Genomic DNA, 20,078 nt, shown 5'->3' with positions numbered 1-20,078 from the left:
CGAAGGAAGAAGGCGGCCGTCATACGCCGTTCTTCACCAACTACCGCCCGCAGTTCTACTTCCGTACGACTGACGTGACCGGTATCGTTTCGCTTCCGGAAGGCACGGAAATGGTTATGCCTGGCGACAACGTCACCGTTGTTGTCGAGTTGATCGTTCCGATCGCGATGGAAGAAAAGCTGCGCTTCGCGATCCGCGAAGGCGGCCGTACCGTCGGCGCCGGCATCGTCGCATCGATCATCGAGTAATCATCGATCGGCCGCTTCGAAAGGGGCGGCCGATTCGAATGACATTATTATGATGCAGGCGGTTTAGGCCGCTTGCTTATTACACAGAAATGTTGCAAATGGCGCGCAAGCGCGATTTGCGTGCTGCTTCGTTCGCGGAGCGGCGAACAAAACTAACAATAAGGTGGGCTTTAAAGGCCCGAAGAGTGGATAGGGATGCCGTTCTCGCGGTGTCCTTCTCGATCTTTGAAACCGGTGGTCCGCCTTAGCGAAAACAAAAAACGCGTCTTGAGAAAGGCGCGCGAAAAACAGAACACAAGGATAATGTCGAATGAACGGCCAAAATATCCGCATTCGCCTGAAGGCGTTCGATCACCGAATTCTCGATGCTTCCACGCGCGAGATTGTGTCGACGGCGAAGCGCACCGGCGCAAGCGTCCGGGGCCCCGTTCCGCTTCCGACTCGCATCGAGAAGTTTACGGTTAACCGGTCCCCACACATCGACAAGAAGAGCCGCGAGCAGTTCGAGATGCGCACGCATAAGCGCCTCCTCGACATCGTAGATCCGACCCCGCAGACGGTAGACGCGCTGATGAAGCTCGATCTCGCCGCCGGTGTCGATGTTGAGATCAAGCTCTGAGCCTTGCTCGAGCGGATTTGGAAGGATTGAACCGATGCGTTCAGGTGTGATTGCACAGAAGGTGGGCATGACACGCGTCTACAACGACGCTGGTGAGCATGTTCCAGTTACCGTACTGCGTATGGAAGGCTGCCAGGTCGTCGCTACGCGTACTGTCGAAAAGAATGGCTACGTCGCTGTCCAGCTTGGTGCTGGCACGGCCAAGGTCAAGAATACCTCCAAGGCCATGCGCGGCAACTTCGCATTTGCCAACGTTGAGCCGAAGGCGAAGCTCCAGGAATTCCGCGTTTCGGAAGATCAGCTCCTCGAAGTTGGTACCGAAATCAAGGCTGGTCACTTCGCAGCCGGTCAGCTCGTCGACGTGACGGGTACCACGATCGGTAAGGGCTTTGCCGGCGCCATGAAGCGCCACGGCTTCGGCGGTCTCCGCGCCACGCACGGTGTGTCGGTTTCGCACCGTTCGCACGGTTCGACGGGCTCGCGCCAGGATCCGGGCAAGGTTTTCAAGAACAAGAAGATGGCTGGTCACATGGGCCAGACGCGCGTTACGACTCAGAACCTGGAAGTGGTTTCGACCGATGAAGATCGCGGTCTGATCCTGATCAAGGGTGCAGTACCCGGTTCCAAGGGTGCCTGGATCATCGTGCGCGATGCCGTCAAGTCGGCAGCGAAGTAAGGGAGCCGGACCAATGGAATTCAACGTCAAGACCCTCGAGGGAAAAGACGCAGGGAAGGTTTCTCTTTCTGACGCGATTTTCGGCCTCGAGCCCCGTGAAGACATTCTTGCCCGCGTTATCCGCTGGCAGCTTGCCAAGAAGCAGCAGGGCACTCACCAGGCCAAGGGCCGCGCCGACGTTTGGCGCACCGGCGCCAAGATGTACAAGCAGAAGGGTACGGGCCGCGCTCGTCACCATTCGGCTCGTGCTCCGCAGTTCCGTGGCGGTGGTAAGGCTCACGGCCCGGTTGCCCGCAGCCATGAACACGACCTTCCGAAGAAGGTTCGCGCTCTCGGCCTGCGTCTCGCCCTGTCGGCAAAGCTGAAGTCCGATGATGTCATCATCATCGACAACCTCGTTGCTGCTGAAGCAAAGACCAAGGCTCTGGCCGCTACCTTCGAGACGCTCGGTCTGACCAACGCGCTCTTCATCGGTGGTGCTGAGCTCGACGGCAACTTCAAGCTCGCTGCCCAGAACATCCCGAACATCGATGTTCTCCCGATCCAGGGCATCAACGTTTATGACATCGTCCGCCGCGGTAAGCTCGTGCTTTCCAAGGCTGCCGTTGAAGCTCTAGAGGAGCGTTTCAAGTGACCGATCTTCGCCACTATGATGTGATCGTCTCGCCGTCGATCACCGAAAAGTCCACTCTGGTATCTGAGAACAACCAGGTTGTTTTCAATGTCGCCAAGAAGGCGTCGAAGCCGGAAATCAAGGCTGCAGTCGAGGCGCTCTTCGGCGTCAAGGTCACGGCCGTCAACACGCTGCTCCGCAAGGGCAAGACCAAGCGTTTCCGCGGTTTTGCCGGCAAGCAGCAGGACGTGAAGAAGGCTGTCGTAACGCTGGCTGAAGGCCAGACGATCGACGTCTCCACCGGTCTCTGAGGAATAAAAACATGGCATTGAAAACATTCAATCCTATCACCCCGAGCCAGCGTCAGCTGGTCATCGTCGATCGCTCCTCGCTCTACAAGGGCAAGCCGGTCAAGGCGCTGACGGAAGGTCTGACGAAGAGCGGTGGCCGTAACAACCTCGGCCGTATCACTGCCCGCTTCATCGGCGGCGGTCACAAGCGTACCTACCGTCTGATCGACTTCAAGCGCCGCAAGTTTGAAGTTGAAGGCACGGTTCAGCGTATCGAGTATGACCCGAACCGTACGGCTTTCATCGCGCTCATCGCTTACGCAGACGGCGAACAGGCCTACATCATCGCTCCGCAGCGTCTCGCTGCCGGCGACAAGGTCATCGCTTCTGAAAAGGCTGTCGACGTAAAGCCCGGCAACGCAATGCCGCTGCAGTACATCCCGGTCGGCTCCATCATCCACAACGTGGAAATGAAGCCCGGCAAGGGTGGTCAGATCGCACGTTCGGCTGGCGGCTACGCCCAGTTGGTCGGCCGCGATGCAGGCATGGCGATCCTTCGTCTGAACTCTGGCGAACAGCGTCTCGTTCACGGCTCTTGCCTGGCGACGATCGGTGCGGTTTCGAACCCTGACCACGGCAACATCAACGACGGCAAGGCTGGTCGTACGGTGTGGCGCGGCAAGCGTCCGCATAACCGCGGTGTTGTCATGAACCCGGTCGACCACCCGCACGGCGGTGGTGAAGGCCGCACCTCTGGTGGCCGTCACCCGGTTACTCCGTGGGGCAAGCCGACCAAGGGCAAGCGCACCCGGTCGAACAAGTCGACCGACAAGATGATCATGCGCTCGCGTCATCAGCGTAAGAAGTAAGAGAGGAAGTCTCCAATGGCTCGTTCAGTATGGAAAGGTCCGTTCGTTGACGGCTATCTTCTCAAGAAGGCTGAGAAGGTTCGTGAAGGCGGACGTGCAGAAGTAATCAAGATCTGGAGCCGTCGCTCCACGATCCTGCCGCAGTTCGTCGGTCTCACCTTCGGCGTCTACAACGGCAGCAAGCATGTACCGGTCAGCGTCAACGAAGACATGGTCGGTCACAAGTTCGGTGAATTCTCTCCGACGCGGACCTACTACGGTCACGGCGCGGACAAGAAGGCAAAGAGGAAGTAACGATGGGCAAGGCAAAAGCCGAACGCCGGCTGAAGGACAACGAGGCGCAAGCAGTCGCCCGCACGCTCCGCGTCAGCCCACAGAAGCTCAACCTGGTGGCCGCGCTTATCCGCGGCATGAAGGTCGAGCGTGCACTCGCTGAGCTGGAATTTTCGCGCAAGCGCATTTCGGGCGCCGTCAAGAAGACGCTCGAATCTGCGATCGCAAACGCCGAGAACAACCACGATCTCGACGTTGACTCGCTGGTCGTAGCAGAAGCCTACGTTGGCAAGTCGATTGTCATGAAGCGCTTCCACGCTCGTGGCCGCGGCCGTGCATCTCGCGTCGAGAAGCCGTTCGCGCACCTGACGATCGTCGTGCGCGAAGTGCAGGCACAAGAGGAGGCCGCATAATGGGTCAGAAAATCAATCCAATCGGTTTCCGTCTTGGCATCAACCGTACCTGGGATAGCCGCTGGTTCGCGGACAATGCCGAATACGGTCAGCTGCTGCACGAAGACCTGAAGATGCGTAAGTTCGTCATGAGCGAACTGAAGCAGGCTGGTATCGCCAAGGTCGTCATCGAGCGTCCGCACAAGAAGTGCCGCGTCACGATCCACTCGGCTCGCCCGGGTCTGATCATCGGCAAGAAGGGTGCAGACATCGACAAGCTCCGCAAGAAGCTGTCGGACATGACGAACTCCGAAACGCACCTCAACATTGTTGAAGTTCGCAAGCCGGAAGTCGACGCAACGCTGGTTGCCCAGTCGATCGCCCAGCAGCTCGAGCGTCGCGTGGCTTTCCGCCGCGCCATGAAGCGCGCTGTTCAGTCTGCCATGCGTCTTGGCGCCGAAGGCATCAAGATCACCTGCGCAGGCCGTCTCGGCGGTGCCGAAATCGCTCGTACGGAATGGTATCGCGAAGGTCGCGTTCCGCTCCACACGCTGCGTGCGGACATCGACTATGGCACAGCCGAAGCGGAAACCGCTTTCGGTATCTGCGGCATCAAGGTTTGGATCTTCAAGGGCGAAATCCTTGAGCACGATCCGATGGCCTCCGAGCGCCGCGCACTCGAGGGTGATGCTCAGGGTCCGGCTAGCCGTGATCGCGATCGTCGCCGCGACAACGCTTGATAGCGTTGGTGGCTAAGAAGTTCGGAGAATAAGAAAATGTTGCAGCCAAAGCGTACCAAGTACCGCAAGCAATTCAAGGGCCGCATCAAGGGCGTCGCCAAGGGTGGGTCTGATCTCGCCTTTGGTGAATTCGGCCTTAAGGCTCAGGAGCCAAACCGCGTCAACGCACGTGAAATCGAAGCGGCCCGCCGCGCGATCACGCGCTACATGAAGCGTGCCGGCCGTGTGTGGATCCGCGTGTTCCCGGATGTTCCGGTAACCGCAAAGCCGACCGAAGTCCGTATGGGTAAGGGTAAGGGCTCCGTTGAATACTGGGCATGCAAGGTCAAGCCCGGCCGTATGATGTTCGAGATCGACGGCGTCAGCGAAGAGATCGCCCGCGAGGCACTTCGTCTCGGCTCTGCCAAGCTCTCGGTCAAGACGCGCTTCGTACAGCGCATTGCAGAGTAAGGAGAGGCAGATGAAAGCCGAAGAAGTCCGCGGCCTCACGGCCGATCAGCTCAAGGACAAGCTCGCCGACCTGAAGAAGGAGCAGTTCAACCTGCGCTTCCAGAAGGCAACCGGCCAGCTCGAAAAGTCCTCGCGTATCGACGAAGTCCGCAAGGATATCGCCCGCGTGAAAACCATTGCCCGCCAGAAGGCGGCAGAAGCAAAGGCGTAAAGGAAAAAATCATGCCGAAGCGCATTCTGCAGGGCGTCGTCGTTGGCGACAAGAACGAGAAGACTGTGGTAGTCCGCGTCGAGCGCCGTTTCGCTCACCCGCTGCTCCAGAAAACCGTTCGTCGTTCCAAGAAGTACAAGGCCCACGACGAAAACAACCAGTATAAGATCGGCGATACCGTTTCCATCGAGGAATGCGCGCCGATCTCCAAGGACAAGCGTTGGACGGTCATTTCCGCCCAGGCTAAGTAAGAATTTTCGGCGAGGCCTTGCGCCTCGCGGAAATATCTGTATGAAGCAGCGTCAGAACGCTCGAAAGCCGGGCGTTCTTTTGCTTTGAGCGCACGGAAGGTCCCGTTGGGAAACCACCCTGGCACGATCGATCCCGCGCTATTCAAGCTATTGCCGTGTTTTCGCCTGTCCTTGTGGCAAGCGGCCGGCTGACAATTTTCATAAGCCGGGGTAGGGGGCGAGAGCCCAACCATTCCGGTAAACCAAAAAGGCGACCTGATATGATTCAGATGCAAACAAACCTCGACGTGGCGGATAATTCCGGCGCACGTCGTGTCATGTGCATCAAGGTGCTGGGCGGCTCGAAGCGCAAGTATGCCTCGATCGGCGACGTTATCGTCGTTTCGATCAAGGAAGCGATCCCGCGCGGCCGCGTGAAGAAGGGTGACGTGATGAAGGCGGTTGTCGTTCGCACCGCCAAGGAAATCCGTCGTGTTGATGGCAGCATCATCCGCTTCGACACCAATGCAGCAGTCCTCATCGACAACAAAAAAGAGCCGATCGGCACCCGTATCTTCGGACCGGTTCCGCGCGAACTTCGCGCCAAGAACCACATGAAGATCATCTCGCTGGCTCCTGAAGTACTGTAAGGAGCGAGACCGATGCAGAAGATTCGTAAGGGCGACAAGGTCGTCATGCTCGCAGGCAAGGACAAGGGCCGTACTGGCGAAGTCCTCCAGGTCCTGCCCAAGGAAGATCGTGCCGTTGTCCGCGGCGTCAACGTCGTAAAGCGCCACCAGCGCCAGACGCAGACCCAGGAAGCCGGCATCATCAACAAGGAAGCTTCGGTTCACCTGTCCAACCTTTCCATCATCGACAAGGACGGCAAGCCGACCCGCGTTGGTTTCAAGGTTGTTGACGGCAAGAAGGTCCGTGTAGCTAAGCGTTCCGGTGAGGTGATCTGATGGCTGAGGCAAAGTACGAGCCGCGGCTCAAGAAGGAATATGTCGAGCGCATCCGTGCGGCCATGCAGGAGAAGTTCTCCTACGCCAACGAGATGATGATCCCGAAGCTCGACAAGATCGTAATCAACATGGGTGTTGGTGAAGCAACGGCTGATTCGAAGAAGCCGACTGTTGCTGCTGCCGATCTGGCCGCTATCGCTGGTCAGAAGCCGGTTATCACCCGTGCACGTAACTCCATCGCTGGCTTCAAGGTCCGCGAACAGATGCCGATCGGCGCGAAGGTCACTCTCMGCGGCGCCCGCATGTACGAGTTCCTGGACCGTCTCGTGAACATCGCGCTTCCGCGCGTTCGCGACTTCCGCGGCCTGAACCCGAAGAGCTTTGACGGCCGTGGCAACTTCGCCATGGGCATCAAGGAGCACATTGTGTTCCCTGAGATCAACTACGATAAGGTTGATCAGATGTGGGGCATGGACATCATCGTTTGCACGACGGCAACGAAGGACGACGAAGCACGCGCTCTGCTCACAGAGTTCAGCTTCCCGTTCCGTCAGTAACCGTAACGACGAGCGTAGAAAAGGAACCTGACATGGCGAAGACCAGCGCAGTTGAAAAGAACAAGCGCCGCCGTACTACGGTCGCAAATCAGGCTGCAAAGCGTGCAGCTCTGAAGGCGATCATCATGAACCAGTCTCTTCCGATCGAAGAGCGGTTCAAGGCCTCGATCAAGCTGGCATCCCTGCCGCGCGATGGATCGAAGACCCGTATTCGCAACCGTTGTGAAGTATCGGGCCGTCCGCGCGCATACTACCGCAAACTGCGCATGTCGCGTATCGCGCTGCGTGAACTCGGCAATCTCGGCAAGGTGCCGGGCATCGTCAAGTCCAGCTGGTAAGGAGCAGGTTAGATGACAATGACTGATCCGTTGGGCGATATGCTCACTCGCATCCGTAACGGCGCTTCCCGCCGCAAGTCGTCGGTATCGACGCCTGCTTCGAAGCTCCGTGCACGCGTTCTCGATGTTCTGCAGTCCGAAGGCTACATCCGTGGCTATTCCGTTGTCGATTTCGGCAATGGCAAGTCGGAACTCAGCATCGAGCTGAAGTACTACGAAGGCACATCGGTGATCCGTGAGATCGGCCGCGTGTCCAAGCCGGGCCGCCGGGTTTATGTCTCGGTCAAGTCCATTCCGCAGGTCGCGAACGGCCTCGGCATCACCATCCTTTCGACTCCGAAGGGTGTGATGGCCGATCACCAGGCTCGCGAACAGAACGTTGGTGGCGAGGTTCTTTGCTCGGTCTTCTAAGATTGAGCAAGGATCTCCATAGCGAACAGACAGGATTGAAACATGTCTCGTATCGGTAAGAAGCCCGTTCAGGTACCTGCTGGGATCACGGCTACGGTCGAAGGCCAGAAGGTTACTGCAAAGGGCCCGAAGGGCGAGCTGTTCTTCGTCGCAAACGACGAAGTCGGCATCAAGCTCGAAAACAACGCGGTTGTGGTCACGCCGCTCACGCAGTCGAAGGATGCTCGTTCGAAGTGGGGCATGTCCCGCACGATGATCGAAAACATCTTCAAGGGCGTCAAGGACGGCTTCGAGCGCAAGCTCGAAATCAACGGCGTCGGTTACCGCGCATCGCTTCAGGGCAAGAACCTGCAGCTGGCGCTCGGTTTCAGCCACGACGTGGTTTATGAGCCGCCGCAGGGCATCACGATCGCTGTGCCGAAGCCGACGGAAATCGTCGTCACCGGCATCAACAAGCAGCAGGTCGGCCAGGTTGCCGCAGAAATCCGCGAATACCGCGGTCCTGAGCCTTACAAGGGCAAGGGCGTCAAGTATGCCGAAGAGCGGATCATCCGCAAAGAAGGCAAGAAGAAGTAAGGATCACGCGAAATGGCTAGCAGGAAAGAAGCACTTGCACGTCGTGCCAACCGCGTGCGCCGTCATCTCAAGTCGGTGGCCAATGGCCGTCCGCGCCTGTCGGTTCATCGCTCCTCGAAGAACATCTACGTTCAGGTCATCGACGATGTTGCAGGCAAGACGCTCGCGTCTGCCTCGACTCTCGATAAGGATCTGCGCGGTTCTCTGAAGACCGGTGCCGATACCGCAGCAGCTGCCCTCGTCGGCAAGCTCGTTGCAGAGCGCGCAACGAAGGCAGGCGTCAGCGAGGTCGTATTCGACCGTGGCGCCTTCATCTACCACGGCCGTATCAAGGCCCTGGCAGACGCAGCCCGCGAAGGCGGTCTGTCCTTCTAATAAAGTTTCCGGCCGGACGCTGCGAAGCGCCGGCCGGATCTCACCGGACCGCAAACGCTCCCTGATGGGAGGCTGATGCGGTCCTCGTTTTGTTTGCCCGTTGCACCCGGAAAAGAAAAAGGAAAAGGACAATGGCACAGGAAAGAAGAGGCTCGCGGGATGACCGTCAGAGCCGCGAAGAGCGCGATAGCGAATTCGTCGACAAGCTGGTCGCGATCAACCGCGTCGCCAAGGTCGTCAAGGGTGGCCGCCGTTTCGGTTTTGCCGCTCTCGTCGTCGTCGGTGACCAGAAGGGCCGCGTAGGCTTTGGTCACGGCAAGGCACGCGAAGTGCCGGAAGCGATCCGCAAGGCCACGGAAGCCGCCAAGCGCGAGCTGATCTTCGTGCCGCTGCGCGAAGGCCGTACCCTGCATCACGACGTTCACGGCCGCCACGGCGCCGGCAAGGTTCTGCTGCGCTCGGCCAAGGTCGGTACCGGTATCATCGCCGGTGGTCCGATGCGCGCCGTTTTCGAAACGCTCGGCGTTCACGACGTTGTCGCCAAGTCGACCGGTTCCTCGAACCCATACAACATGGTTCGCGCTACCTTCGACGCTCTGAAGCACCAGGTTCACCCGAAGGACATCGCAGCTCAGCGCGGCATCAAGTATGCTACGCTTCAGGCTCGCCGTGCCGCCTCCGGCAACGCCTCTGAAGAATAAGAGGAGTCTGACCCATGGCCAAGGCTACCAAGAAGACCGAAGCAAAGACGGTTACCGTCGAGCAGATCGGCAGCCCAATCCGCCGTCCTGACGTTCAGCAGCGCACGCTGATCGGTCTGGGCCTCAACAAGATGCACCGCCGCCGCACGCTGGAAGATACGCCTTCCGTCCGTGGCATGATCCGCGCTGTGCAGCATCTCGTTCGCATCGTCGACGAGAAGTAAGCAGGGGATACGATCATGAAACTGAACGAAATCAAGGACAACGAAGGTTCGACCCACAGCCGTAAGCGTCTCGGACGCGGTATCGGCTCGGGCTCGGGCAAGACCGGTGGTCGCGGCGTCAAGGGCCAGAAGTCCCGTTCGGGCGTTGCCATCAACGGCTTCGAAGGCGGTCAGATGCCAATCTACCGTCGTCTGCCGAAGCGCGGCTTCAACAACATCTTCAAGGCCGACTACGTTGTCGTGTCGCTTGAGCGCATCCAGGCTGCAGTCGATGCCGGCAAGCTCGATGCCAAGCAGACCGTTGACGCAGCTGCCCTGAAGGCTGCTGGCGTCATCCGCCGTGCCAAGGACGGCGTTCGCGTCCTGTCCGGCGGCGAACTCAAGGCCAAGGTCAAGATCGAAGTTGCAGGCGCTTCCAAGTCTGCTGTCGAGAAGATCGAAAAGGCTGGCGGATCCATCACGCTTCTTTCTGCCGCAGCGGCAGAATAATAATCTTATGATATGTCGCCCGGGGTGCTTCACACCGGGCGATTTTGCTCCCATATGTGGGCCTCACAAAACCTGTATCGTTGCACCCCCGCGGCGTGCCGGTTTCCGACGAAATCAAGGGTGAGGCAATGGTTGCGCCAGCAATCCGTCCGAAGCCCGGCTTTTGAATATTGACATACCTTTTCCGGGTCCGGCCACTTCGCGAAGGGCTGGAATGGGTAGCGCGGAGAATCGCATGGCTTCTGCAGCGGAACAGTTGGCTTCCAATCTTAATTTTTCGACCTTCGCCAAAGCTGAGGATCTCAAGAAGCGCCTGTGGTTCACACTGGCAGCTCTCCTCGTCTATCGCCTGGGTACGCACATCCCGCTTCCGGGCCTGAACCCTGAAGCCTATGCCCAGGCATTCCGCGGCCAGGCAGGCGGCATTCTCGGCCTCTTCAACATGTTCTCGGGCGGCGCCGTACAGCGCATGGCGATCTTCGCGCTCGGCATCATGCCTTACATTTCCGCTTCGATCATCGTGCAGCTCATGACCTCGGTCGTGCCGGCGCTCGAGAATCTGAAGAAGGAAGGCGAGCAGGGCCGCAAGATCATCAACCAGTACACCCGCTACGGCACGGTGCTGCTCGGCACGCTGCAGGCCTATGGCATTGCGGTCGGCCTCCAGAGCGGCAACGGTCTCGTTGTCGATCCGGGCTGGTTCTTCAAGATTTCGACCGTCATCACGCTGCTCGGCGGCACGATGTTCCTGATGTGGCTCGGTGAGCAGATCACCTCGCGCGGCATCGGCAACGGTATTTCGCTGATCATCTTCGCCGGTATCGCCGCAGGTCTTCCGACCGCACTGGCCGGCACGCTCGAACTCGGCCGCACCGGCGCTCTGTCGACGACGCTGATTCTCGCCGTCATCCTGATCGCCATCGGCGTCATCGCCGTCATCGTCTTCGTGGAACGCGCCCAGCGCCGCCTTCTGATCCAGTATCCGAAGCGCCAGGTCGGCAACCGCATGTTCCAGGGCGACACCTCGCACCTGCCGCTGAAGCTCAACACGTCGGGCGTCATTCCGGCGATCTTCTCGTCGTCGCTGCTGTTGCTGCCGGCAACGCTTGCTGGCTTTGCCAACACCACGGCGCTGCCGTCCTGGGCGACGTCGATCGTAGCCGCGCTCGGCCACGGCCAGCCGCTCTACATGCTGCTTTACGGCGCGTTGATCGCCTTCTTCGCCTTCTTCTATACGGCCATCGTCTTCAATCCGAAGGACACGGCCGACAATCTCAAGAAGCATGGCGGCTTCATTCCGGGCATCCGTCCGGGTGAGCGTACCGCCGAATATATCGATTACGTCCTGACCCGAATCACGGTCATCGGCGCAATCTACCTCGTGTTCGTCTGCATCCTGCCCGAGATCCTGGTGTCGCAAACCGGCATCCCATTATCCCTTGGTGGGACTTCGCTTTTGATCGTGGTTAGCGTAACTCTTGATACGGTTGCGCAGATTCAGGGTCACCTGATTGCACAGCAGTACGAAGGCCTGATCAAGAAATCGAAGTTGCGTGGAGGAAAGAGGGGGCGATGAGACTCATACTTTTGGGGCCGCCGGGCGCGGGTAAGGGGACCCAGGCCCAGCGGATCGTGGAGAAGCACGGCATTCCGCAGCTCTCCACCGGTGACATGCTCCGTGCGGCCGTTCAGGCCGGCACGGAGGTAGGCAAGCGGGCAAAGGCTGTCATGGACGCCGGCAAGCTTGTTTCCGACGAGATCGTCAATGCCATCGTCTCCGAGCGTCTCGATGCTCCCGATTGTGCCAACGGCTTCATCCTCGACGGCTTCCCGCGCACGCTCGTGCAGGCGGATGCCACCGAGGTGATGCTGAAGGGCAAGGGGATCGAGCTCTCGGCCGTCATTGAGATTGAAGTCGACGACAAGATCCTCGCTGATCGCGTCTCCGGCCGTTACACCTGCGCCAACTGCGGCGCCGGCTATCACGATACGAACGTGAAGCCGAAGGTGGAGGGGGTCTGCGACCGCTGCGGTTCGACTCACTTCAAGCGCCGCCCGGACGATAACCGCGAGACCGTGGTGACCCGCCTGGCAGCCTACTACAAGGAAACGTCGCCGCTGATCGGCTATTACCATGCAAAGGGTAAGCTGAAGGTGGTGGATGGAATGGCGGATATCGATCACGTGACTGCGGAGATCGACGCCATTCTTTCGAAGCTCTAGGTCTTCGAAAATAAACTTGGCGGGAGCGGTTGCCTTTCAGCACTGATTCCGTTAAACACCGCGCCAACTCGCGACATTTGATGCGATCGGCGCGGATTTCCCAAGGAAGTCCGGGTTCGGTCGTTTTGACATGTACGAACCCCAAATATGAACGAGCGGCCCTACGGAGGGCGGCATAACGAAGCCCTCTTGCCGGATGGCAACAGGAATGCAAGGAGAACAGGCGTGGCACGTATCGCTGGCGTCAACATCCCGACTGCGAAGCGCGTGATTATCGCGTTGACCTACATTCACGGGATTGGTCCGAAGTTTGCTAAGGAAATCATGGAGAAGGTCGGTCTTCCGGCCGACAAGCGCGTCCATCAGCTGACGGACTCCGAAGTGCTCCAGATCCGCGAAACCATCGACCGCGATTATCAGGTAGAAGGTGATCTTCGTCGCGACACCGCGATGAACATCAAGCGCCTGATGGACCTCGGCTGCTACCGCGGCCTTCGTCATCGTCGCGGCCTTCCGGTCCGCGGTCAGCGCACGCACACCAATGCCCGCACCCGCAAGGGTCCGGCAAAGGCGATCGCTGGTAAGAAGAAGTAATTTCCGGGAAACCGGGAAGGGGAGGCTGGCGGTCCGCCGGCCTCTTTTGAGTTTGGAGCGGTGCCTGTCGGGTATCGCTCCGGTGGAGCCGCTGGCATTACGGCGGTGACGATATCCAAGAAAGGGATAAGAATTGGCCAAGGAAGCCGTACGCGTTCGCCGTCGCGAACGTAAAAACATCTCGTCGGGCGTGGCGCACGTCAACTCGACCTTCAACAACACGATGATCACCATCACCGACGCACAGGGCAACGCGATTGCCTGGTCGTCCGCTGGTGCCAAGGGCTTCAAGGGTTCGCGCAAGTCGACCCCGTTCGCTGCCCAGATCGCTGCTGAAGACTGCGCCAAGAAGGCTCAGGAACATGGCATGAAGTCGCTGGAAGTCGAAGTTTGCGGCCCGGGTTCCGGCCGTGAATCCGCTCTGCGCGCGCTCCAGGCTGCCGGTTTCATGATCACGTCCATCCGCGACGTGACCCCGATCCCGCACAATGGCTGCCGTCCGCGCAAGAAGCGCCGCGTCTGATCATCGCCACTCACAACGCCGGTGAGCGCAGTCGCGCTCCCGGCGCTTCTCAAGCTCGGTTGCCACGATTGGATGGTGGCAACGAACGGAAGGCAAAGATATGATTCAGAAGAACTGGCAGGAACTGATCAAGCCGAACAAGGTCGAGTTCTCTTCGAGCTCGCGCACCAAGGCGACGCTCGTAGCAGAGCCGCTGGAGCGCGGTTTCGGCCTCACCCTCGGCAACGCGCTTCGCCGCGTTCTGCTCTCCTCGCTGCGCGGTGCTGCAGTGACGGCAGTGCAGATCGATGGCGTGCTGCATGAATTCTCCTCGATCCCGGGCGTCCGCGAAGACGTTACGGACATCGTGCTCAACATCAAGGAAATCGCCATCAAGATGGATGGCGACGACGCAAAGCGTATGGTCGTGCGCAAGCAGGGCCCGGGCGTTGTAACGGCTGGCGACATCCAGACGGTCGGCGATATCGAAATCCTCAACCCCGAGCATGTGATCTGCACGCTCGACGAGGGCGCCGAAATCCGTATGGAATTCACCGTCAACAACGGCAAGGGCTACGTTCCGGCCGAACGCAATCGTGCGGAAGATGCTCCGATCGGTCTCATCCCGGTCGACAGCCTGTATTCGCCGGTCAAGAAGGTGTCCTACAAGGTTGAAAATACCCGCGAAGGACAGGTTCTCGACTACGACAAGCTGAACATGACCATCGAAACCGATGGCTCGATCTCCGGTGAAGACGCCGTCGCTTTCGCGGCTCGCATCCTCCAGGATCAGCTTGGCGTGTTCGTCAACTTCGACGAGCCGCAGAAGGAAACCGAGGAAGAAGCCGTCACCGAACTGGCTTTCAACCCGGCGCTCCTGAAGAAGGTAGACGAACTCGAACTGTCCGTTCGCTCGGCAAACTGCCTGAAGAACGACAACATCGTCTACATCGGCGACCTCATTCAGAAGACCGAAGCAGAAATGCTCCGCACCCCGAACTTTGGTCGCAAGTCGCTGAACGAAATCAAGGAAGTTCTCGCTTCCATGGGCCTGCACCTCGGCATGGAAGTGCCGGCATGGCCGCCCGAGAACATCGAAGATCTCGCAAAGCGTTACGAAGACCAGTATTAAGAACCAAAAAGGCAGGCTGCCTTTCCCAGTCAAACAGCAGGCAGATCGCCTGTATGTGCCAGGAAACGGCAGGCCCGCTAGAAGCGAAGAGCCCTGCATCAAAGGAGAATAGCAATGCGCCACGCAAAAGCCGGCCGCAAGCTGAATAGAACTGCCAGCCACCGCAAGGCAATGTTTGCCAACATGGCGGCTTCGCTCATCCTGCATGAGCAGATCGTGACCACCCTGCCGAAGGCAAAGGAAATCCGTCCGATCGTTGAAAAGCTCGTCACCCTCGGCAAGCGCGGCGACCTGCACGCTCGCCGTCAGGCGATCTCGCAGATCCGCGACACCGCTGTCGTTTCGAAGCTGTTCGACGCGATTGCTACGCGCTACGCCACCCGCAACGGCGGCTACCTGCGCATCATGAAGGCTGGCTTCCGCCAGGGCGACAACGCCGCTCTCGCCGTCGTCGAATTCGTCGATCGCGACACCTCTGCCAAGGGCGCAGCCGACAAGGCCCGCGTCGAGGCAGAAGCTGCTGCTGCAGAAGCCGCATAAGTCATCCGGTTCTCCGGAATCAGAACAGCCGGGCTGCAAAGCCCGGCTGTTTTCGTTTGTGGTGGCGGGCTGCATTCAGTTCTGCAGATATTGGTGCAGGAAGGTTTTCACATGCGCAAAGGACTGTTCGGCGGCGGGGGCGTCATATTCCTCCCTATGGCCGAGCATCATCTTCGGCGTTGCGACATCGGGTGTATCGAATGAGTGATAGGCACCAGGATAGACATCGAGTTCGATGGGAGGGCCTTTGCCGCTGAGATGTGAGATCCTCTGCCGGCAGCGTTCGACCGGGCTCCAATCGTCGACATCGCCGTTCAGGATCAAGGTCGGTACCGTCGCATCGCCGGCATGAGGCGCGCAGTCGGGGTAGTAGCCGACGGCAGCCTTGAATTTCCGGTCCATAAGCTGTTCGTTGCCCTCGGCTTTCGTGGCTTCCAGCGCCGCGATCCCACCAGCCGAAAAACCCAGCAGCGCGACATGCCCGGCATCGACGAACGGCAAAGTGGCCGGATAATCGAGCGCGCCATAGGCATCGAAGACACGATCCGGCAGATAGCGTTGACAGGTGTTGTCGATATTGCGGGTCGTGAAGCTGTCGACGACAAGCACCGCGTAGCCCCATGAGGTCAAGCGCTGCGGCCAATAGGTCCTGGTGTTCGGATGGATGCCGCCGCAGCCATGCATGACGACGACGGCCGGAAATGGACCGTCTCCCAGCGGCAGGCTTAGATAGCCCAGCAAGTGCGTCGCCTGGGATTGCGGGAGGCTGACGCCTTCGTCTTTAATCTTGCGGGCGAGGAACGGGCTTGGCTTAACAATGGCGCTGTCAAATCGCACCAACTCGTCTGCCTGAGTCGTCAGACCAGGCGGTACGGCGGCCAGTAGCAAAAATCCGAAAGCAAGCGCTGCAGTTTTCATGGGTCGGTCCCGCGCGCGATAGCGGCCATTCAAACACTATCCTTCACGGATATTGATTTAGGCGCTGAACTATCGGCGTCCATAGGCTTCGGACCTGCCGAATTGCCGCAGTTTTCCATGTAGAGCCGGGGCTCGCTTCGCCGCTAGCTCACCGTCGCCGCGGCCCGCCCTCTCGGGCGTCCTTGTGTCGCCCGTTTCCGGCTCTTGGCGATCGGCCGCCAGGACCGGTAGAGGATCAGCAGGATGATCAGGCCGACATAGATATATTGCTCGAGGTCGAGGATCTTGGTCGACAGCGCGAAGTGCAGGGCACCCGCGGCGGCGATGATGTAGATCAGCTTGTGCAGCCAGATCCATTTCATGCCCATCTTGCGGATCGAGAAATTATTCGACGTGACGGCGAGGGGAACGAGAAGGGCAAGCCCTGCCATGCCGAACATGATGAACGGCCGCTTCAAGACGTCATCCAGAACCGCAGACAGGTCCAGCGCCTGGTCGAGCACCATGTAGACGGTGAAATGCATCAGCGCATAGTAGAAGGTCAGCAGCCCCAGCGCCCGGCGGTAGCGCAGATAGTTCCAGCCGAGCAGGTCGCGGACCGGGGAGACGGCCAGCGTCAGGATCAGGAAGCGGATCGTCCAGAGGCCGAGGAAGAGCTCGAATGTCTTGACCGGGTCGGCGCCGAGCTGGTCGCTGGCGCCGAGATAGAAGGTCCATGCGGCAGGCAGCAGGCCGATGGCGTAGAGCGCCCAGACGGAGGCAGGCTGCCAGCGCTTCGGCAGACTGAACGACAGACCCGCCATCAGAAATTCGCCCTCAGATCCATGCCGGAATAGAGGCTGGCGACCTCGTCGGCATAGCCGTTGAAGGGCAGCGTCGGATGGCGGCTGGCGCCGAAGAAGCCGCTCTCGCCGATCCGCCGTTCGGTGGCTTGGCTCCATCGCGGGTGATCCACGGCCGGGTTCACATTGGCATAGAAGCCGTATTCCTGGGCGTTGGTGACCTGCCAGGTGTTCTTCGGCTGCTGGTCGGTGAGCGTGATGCGGACGATCGACTTGATTCCCTTGAAGCCATATTTCCAGGGAACGACGAGGCGGATCGGCGCGCCGTTTTGGTTCGGCAGCGTTTCGCCATAGAGGCCGACGGCGAGCAGCGTCAGCGGGTTCATCGCCTCATCAAGCCTGAGACCTTCGACATAGGGCCACTCCAGCGACTGGAAGATGCCTTTCTGGCCGGGCATCTCCTCCGGACGCACGACCGTCTCGAAAGCCACATATTTAGCGCTGCCCTGCGGCTCGACCTTGTTCAGGAGAGCGGCCAGCGGAAAACCGTCCCAGGGGATGACCATCGACCATGCCTCGACGCAGCGCATCCGGTAGGTACGGCTTTCGATCGGGAACTCCTTCATCAGCGCATCGAGATCGAAGGTGCCGGGCTTGTTGACCATGCCGTCCACCTTGATGGTCCAGGGCAGGGGCTTGAAGTCACCCGAGAGTGCTGCGGGATCGCCCTTGTCCAGGCCGAATTCATAGAAATTGTTGTAGGTCGTGACGTCCTTCAGCGGCGTCGTCTTTTCATCGACCGTATATTTGCTGTCGACGGCGTTGAGCGCTGCGGCACTCGCCTTTCCGGCGCCGTAGAGCGCCATGGCGCCGAGCGTCGCAGCGCCGAGAAACTCGCGGCGGCGCAGGTAGACCTGATGCGGGGTGATCTCCGACGAGCGGATTTTCGGGGGGCGGTAGGTCGGCATTTCAAACCTCCTGGGCTGGGGGCGGCCCAAATATCTCTTTAAACGCATGATGGGCGTTTTCAGATTAGTGTCTAGGCCTTGAACCAGCCTGACGGAAAGCCAATTTTTTGTGTTCGGATGTGAAGGAATAGCCTGTAACAAAAGGCTCCTTCGCTCCGTATATGCCCGATGGACGCCACGGTGCGCCGTACCGGATTTGCCCTTGCCGGTAGTGACAGGTCCTGCCGATTGGATTAGGACAATTCCAAAATACGGCGATCGCCGGCCAGCAAATAGCTTTGCCGCCCTATATCGCAGATAAATCCGGCACTTTGAGGAACACACCGATGCCAGCCTATCGTTCGAGAACCACGACCCACGGCCGCAACATGGCGGGCGCGCGCGGCCTTTGGCGCGCCACGGGGATGAAGGACAGCGATTTCGGCAAGCCGATCATTGCGGTAGTGAACTCCTTCACCCAGTTCGTTCCGGGCCACGTCCACCTGAAGGACCTCGGCCAGCTGGTTGCCCGCGAAATCGAGGCGGCCGGTGGTGTCGCCAAGGAATTCAACACCATCGCCGTCGATGACGGCATCGCCATGGGCCATGACGGCATGCTCTATTCGCTGCCGTCGCGCGAACTGATCGCCGACAGCGTCGAATACATGGTCAACGCGCATTGCGCCGACGCCATGGTCTGCATCTCCAACTGCGACAAGATCACCCCCGGCATGCTGATGGCGTCGCTGCGCCTCAACATCCCGACGATCTTCGTCTCCGGCGGCCCGATGGAAGCCGGCAAGGTCGTACTCAACGGCAAGACCCACGCACTCGACCTCGTCGATGCCATGGTCGCAGCTGCCGACGACAAGGTTTCCGACGAAGACGTCAAGGTCATCGAACGCTCGGCCTGTCCGACCTGCGGTTCGTGCTCCGGCATGTTTACCGCCAATTCGATGAACTGCCTGACGGAAGCGCTCGGCCTGTCGCTGCCCGGCAACGGCTCGACACTTGCCACCCATTCGGACCGCAAGGAACTCTTCCTCGAAGCCGGCCGCCGCGTCGTGGCTCTCGCCAAGCGTTACTACGAGCAGGACGATGCCACGGCACTGCCGCGCACCATCGCCAGCAAGGGCGCTTTCGAAAACGCCATGGCGCTGGATATCGCCATGGGCGGATCGACCAATACCGTTCTGCACATTCTGGCGGCTGCCCATGAGGGCGAAATCGACTTCACCATGGAAGACATCGACCGCCTGTCGCGCCGTGTGCCCTGCCTGTCGAAGGTCGCGCCGGCGAAATCCGACGTCCACATGGAAGATGTCCACCGTGCCGGCGGCATCATGGCGATCCTCGGCGAACTGAACCGCGCCGGCCTGATCAATGCCGGCCTGCCGACTGTACATGCGCCGACGCTGGGTGATGCGCTGGCTGAGTGGGATATCTCGGTCACCGACAATCCGGCCGCCCTGAAGCTCTTCAGCGCAGCCCCCGGGGGCGTACCGACTCAGGTTGCCTTCAGCCAGAGTGCCCGCTGGGACGAGCTCGATCTCGACCGTGAGAAGGGCGTCATCCGCGACGCCCAGCACCCGTTCTCCAAGGATGGCGGCCTTGCCGTTCTGAAGGGCAATCTGGCGCTCGACGGCTGCATCGTGAAGACCGCAGGCGTCGATGAATCGATCCTGAAATTCTCCGGTCCGGCCAAGGTCTATGAAAGCCAGGATGCCGCGGTAAAGGCCATTCTCGGCAACGAAGTGGTTGCCGGCGATGTCGTCGTCATCCGCTACGAAGGACCGAAGGGCGGACCGGGCATGCAGGAAATGCTCTATCCGACCAGCTATCTGAAGTCGAAGGGCCTCGGCAAGGCCTGCGCGCTGATCACCGACGGCCGCTTCTCGGGCGGCACCTCGGGTCTGTCGATCGGCCACGCCTCGCCGGAAGCCGCAAACGGCGGTACCATCGGCCTCGTGCAGCCGGGCGACATGATCGACATCGACATCCCGAACCGCACGATCAGCCTGCGCGTCAGCGACGCGGAGCTGGCAACGCGCCGCGCCGAGCAGGAACAGAAGGGCTGGCGCCCGGCTGAAGTCCGCAAGCGCAACGTGACCACGGCGCTGAAGGCCTATGCGGCCTTCGCAACCAGTGCCGATCGCGGTGCTGTTCGCATCCTGCCGGAGTAACGCGATCCGG

General features: G+C 59.8%; 32 protein-coding genes. 29 read left to right on the top strand and 3 right to left on the bottom strand.

The features are described 5' to 3' along the window. The 28 genes from AC1DNK_RS19405 to rplQ form a co-directional block, all read left to right on the top strand. On the top strand, window positions 1–248 hold a 248-nt coding region (locus AC1DNK_RS19405), incomplete at its 5' end, for an EF-Tu C-terminal domain-related protein (RefSeq protein WP_477942867.1). A gap of 310 nt (window positions 249–558) precedes the next feature. Further along, window positions 559–867 (top strand): 30S ribosomal protein S10, encoded by a 309-nt coding sequence (rpsJ, locus tag AC1DNK_RS19400; protein ID WP_003547547.1) that lies wholly within the window; start codon window positions 559–561, stop codon window positions 865–867. Between the two features lie 34 nt (window positions 868–901). Continuing rightward, window positions 902–1,543: a 50S ribosomal protein L3 gene (gene rplC, locus AC1DNK_RS19395; RefSeq protein WP_477942865.1), complete on the top strand. Its 642-nt coding sequence runs from the start codon at window positions 902–904 to the stop codon at window positions 1,541–1,543. Between the two features lie 13 nt (window positions 1,544–1,556). Continuing rightward, window positions 1,557–2,177: a 50S ribosomal protein L4 gene (rplD, locus tag AC1DNK_RS19390; RefSeq protein WP_112387880.1), complete on the top strand. Its 621-nt coding sequence runs from the start codon at window positions 1,557–1,559 to the stop codon at window positions 2,175–2,177. Next, a complete protein-coding gene (locus AC1DNK_RS19385) occupies window positions 2,174–2,467 on the top strand; it encodes a 50S ribosomal protein L23 (protein WP_112387881.1) in 294 nt (97 codons plus the stop codon). The genes rplD and AC1DNK_RS19385 overlap by 4 nt, the downstream gene beginning before the upstream one ends. An 11-nt stretch (window positions 2,468–2,478) precedes the next feature. Next, window positions 2,479–3,315 (top strand): 50S ribosomal protein L2, encoded by an 837-nt coding sequence (gene rplB / locus AC1DNK_RS19380; protein ID WP_112387882.1) that lies wholly within the window; start codon window positions 2,479–2,481, stop codon window positions 3,313–3,315. 15 nt (window positions 3,316–3,330) lie between these two features. Beyond that, window positions 3,331–3,609, top strand: coding sequence for a 30S ribosomal protein S19 (rpsS, locus tag AC1DNK_RS19375; protein WP_007531666.1), 279 nt, complete (start codon window positions 3,331–3,333; stop codon window positions 3,607–3,609). A gap of 2 nt (window positions 3,610–3,611) precedes the next feature. Further along, the gene (gene rplV, locus AC1DNK_RS19370; RefSeq protein ID WP_112387883.1) at window positions 3,612–4,001 is read left to right on the top strand and encodes a 50S ribosomal protein L22; all 390 of its coding nucleotides are present in this window, start codon (window positions 3,612–3,614) and stop codon (window positions 3,999–4,001) included. Further along, window positions 4,001–4,720: a 30S ribosomal protein S3 gene (gene rpsC, locus AC1DNK_RS19365; protein WP_018857109.1), complete on the top strand. Its 720-nt coding sequence runs from the start codon at window positions 4,001–4,003 to the stop codon at window positions 4,718–4,720. The genes rplV and rpsC overlap by 1 nt, the downstream gene beginning before the upstream one ends. Before the next feature lie 36 nt (window positions 4,721–4,756). Further along, window positions 4,757–5,170, top strand: coding sequence for a 50S ribosomal protein L16 (rplP, locus tag AC1DNK_RS19360; RefSeq protein ID WP_003573792.1), 414 nt, complete (start codon window positions 4,757–4,759; stop codon window positions 5,168–5,170). A gap of 10 nt (window positions 5,171–5,180) precedes the next feature. Continuing rightward, window positions 5,181–5,381, top strand: coding sequence for a 50S ribosomal protein L29 (gene rpmC, locus AC1DNK_RS19355; RefSeq protein WP_007812871.1), 201 nt, complete (start codon window positions 5,181–5,183; stop codon window positions 5,379–5,381). An 11-nt stretch (window positions 5,382–5,392) separates the two neighbouring features. After that, window positions 5,393–5,632: a 30S ribosomal protein S17 gene (rpsQ, locus tag AC1DNK_RS19350; protein WP_112387884.1), complete on the top strand. Its 240-nt coding sequence runs from the start codon at window positions 5,393–5,395 to the stop codon at window positions 5,630–5,632. Window positions 5,633–5,892: 260 nt separating this feature from the next. Beyond that, the gene (rplN, locus tag AC1DNK_RS19345) at window positions 5,893–6,261 is read left to right on the top strand and encodes a 50S ribosomal protein L14 (RefSeq protein ID WP_018900268.1); all 369 of its coding nucleotides are present in this window, start codon (window positions 5,893–5,895) and stop codon (window positions 6,259–6,261) included. A gap of 12 nt (window positions 6,262–6,273) precedes the next feature. Beyond that, on the top strand, window positions 6,274–6,576 hold the full coding sequence (gene rplX / locus AC1DNK_RS19340; protein WP_112387885.1) for a 50S ribosomal protein L24: 303 nt from the start codon (window positions 6,274–6,276) through the stop codon (window positions 6,574–6,576). After that, complete coding sequence (gene rplE, locus AC1DNK_RS19335; protein ID WP_477942863.1) at window positions 6,576–7,133, top strand: 50S ribosomal protein L5; 558 nt, start codon at window positions 6,576–6,578, stop codon at window positions 7,131–7,133. The genes rplX and rplE overlap by 1 nt, the downstream gene beginning before the upstream one ends. A gap of 32 nt (window positions 7,134–7,165) precedes the next feature. Next, window positions 7,166–7,471, top strand: coding sequence for a 30S ribosomal protein S14 (gene rpsN, locus AC1DNK_RS19330; RefSeq protein ID WP_074067600.1), 306 nt, complete (start codon window positions 7,166–7,168; stop codon window positions 7,469–7,471). A gap of 12 nt (window positions 7,472–7,483) precedes the next feature. Continuing rightward, a complete protein-coding gene (gene rpsH / locus AC1DNK_RS19325) occupies window positions 7,484–7,882 on the top strand; it encodes a 30S ribosomal protein S8 (protein ID WP_022718381.1) in 399 nt (132 codons plus the stop codon). Between the two features lie 42 nt (window positions 7,883–7,924). Further along, window positions 7,925–8,458 carry a 50S ribosomal protein L6 gene (gene rplF / locus AC1DNK_RS19320; protein ID WP_112387887.1) on the top strand — a complete coding sequence of 178 codons (534 nt, stop codon included), beginning with the start codon at window positions 7,925–7,927 and terminating at the stop codon, window positions 8,456–8,458. Window positions 8,459–8,470: 12 nt separating this feature from the next. Further along, window positions 8,471–8,833: a 50S ribosomal protein L18 gene (gene rplR / locus AC1DNK_RS19315; protein WP_112387888.1), complete on the top strand. Its 363-nt coding sequence runs from the start codon at window positions 8,471–8,473 to the stop codon at window positions 8,831–8,833. A gap of 131 nt (window positions 8,834–8,964) precedes the next feature. After that, a complete protein-coding gene (gene rpsE, locus AC1DNK_RS19310; RefSeq protein WP_027509270.1) occupies window positions 8,965–9,534 on the top strand; it encodes a 30S ribosomal protein S5 in 570 nt (189 codons plus the stop codon). Between the two features lie 14 nt (window positions 9,535–9,548). Continuing rightward, entirely contained in the window at window positions 9,549–9,758 is a 210-nt protein-coding gene (gene rpmD, locus AC1DNK_RS19305) for a 50S ribosomal protein L30 (RefSeq protein WP_016553562.1), read from the top strand. A gap of 15 nt (window positions 9,759–9,773) precedes the next feature. Then, window positions 9,774–10,247, top strand: coding sequence for a 50S ribosomal protein L15 (gene rplO / locus AC1DNK_RS19300; protein ID WP_112387889.1), 474 nt, complete (start codon window positions 9,774–9,776; stop codon window positions 10,245–10,247). A 235-nt stretch (window positions 10,248–10,482) separates the two neighbouring features. After that, window positions 10,483–11,823, top strand: a complete 1,341-nt coding sequence (gene secY / locus AC1DNK_RS19295) for a preprotein translocase subunit SecY (RefSeq protein WP_112387890.1) — start codon at window positions 10,483–10,485, stop codon at window positions 11,821–11,823. Further along, a complete protein-coding gene (locus AC1DNK_RS19290) occupies window positions 11,820–12,470 on the top strand; it encodes an adenylate kinase (protein ID WP_112387891.1) in 651 nt (216 codons plus the stop codon). The genes secY and AC1DNK_RS19290 overlap by 4 nt, the downstream gene beginning before the upstream one ends. 225 nt (window positions 12,471–12,695) lie before the next feature. Continuing rightward, the gene (gene rpsM / locus AC1DNK_RS19285) at window positions 12,696–13,064 is read left to right on the top strand and encodes a 30S ribosomal protein S13 (protein WP_112387892.1); all 369 of its coding nucleotides are present in this window, start codon (window positions 12,696–12,698) and stop codon (window positions 13,062–13,064) included. Between the two features lie 133 nt (window positions 13,065–13,197). After that, a complete protein-coding gene (gene rpsK, locus AC1DNK_RS19280; RefSeq protein WP_003547577.1) occupies window positions 13,198–13,587 on the top strand; it encodes a 30S ribosomal protein S11 in 390 nt (129 codons plus the stop codon). A 100-nt stretch (window positions 13,588–13,687) separates the two neighbouring features. Continuing rightward, complete coding sequence (locus tag AC1DNK_RS19275; protein WP_112387893.1) at window positions 13,688–14,698, top strand: DNA-directed RNA polymerase subunit alpha; 1,011 nt, start codon at window positions 13,688–13,690, stop codon at window positions 14,696–14,698. A 114-nt stretch (window positions 14,699–14,812) separates the two neighbouring features. Further along, window positions 14,813–15,238 (top strand): 50S ribosomal protein L17, encoded by a 426-nt coding sequence (gene rplQ / locus AC1DNK_RS19270; RefSeq protein ID WP_112387894.1) that lies wholly within the window; start codon window positions 14,813–14,815, stop codon window positions 15,236–15,238. A gap of 75 nt (window positions 15,239–15,313) precedes the next feature. On the opposite strand, the gene AC1DNK_RS19265 is transcribed toward rplQ, so the two are convergent. From AC1DNK_RS19265 to msrP, 3 genes are all read right to left on the bottom strand, one after another. Further along, a complete protein-coding gene (locus AC1DNK_RS19265) occupies window positions 15,314–16,156 on the bottom strand; it encodes a dienelactone hydrolase family protein (RefSeq protein ID WP_477942861.1) in 843 nt (280 codons plus the stop codon). Between the two features lie 143 nt (window positions 16,157–16,299). Continuing rightward, on the bottom strand, window positions 16,300–16,959 hold the full coding sequence (msrQ, locus tag AC1DNK_RS19260) for a protein-methionine-sulfoxide reductase heme-binding subunit MsrQ (RefSeq protein WP_477942859.1): 660 nt from the start codon (window positions 16,957–16,959) through the stop codon (window positions 16,300–16,302). Beyond that, entirely contained in the window at window positions 16,959–17,906 is a 948-nt protein-coding gene (msrP, locus tag AC1DNK_RS19255; RefSeq protein WP_477942857.1) for a protein-methionine-sulfoxide reductase catalytic subunit MsrP, read from the bottom strand. Before msrP ends, msrQ begins: the two co-directional genes overlap by 1 nt. Before the next feature lie 326 nt (window positions 17,907–18,232). Between msrP and ilvD the strand changes: the two genes are divergently transcribed. Continuing rightward, a complete protein-coding gene (gene ilvD / locus AC1DNK_RS19250; RefSeq protein ID WP_477942855.1) occupies window positions 18,233–20,068 on the top strand; it encodes a dihydroxy-acid dehydratase in 1,836 nt (611 codons plus the stop codon). Window positions 20,069–20,078 lie beyond the last annotated feature (10 nt).

It is taken from the genome of Rhizobium sp. 01N424, assembly GCF_056399485.1.
Note: the sequence above shows the minus strand (reverse complement) of the source record. Positions and strands in the feature narration are given on the sequence as shown.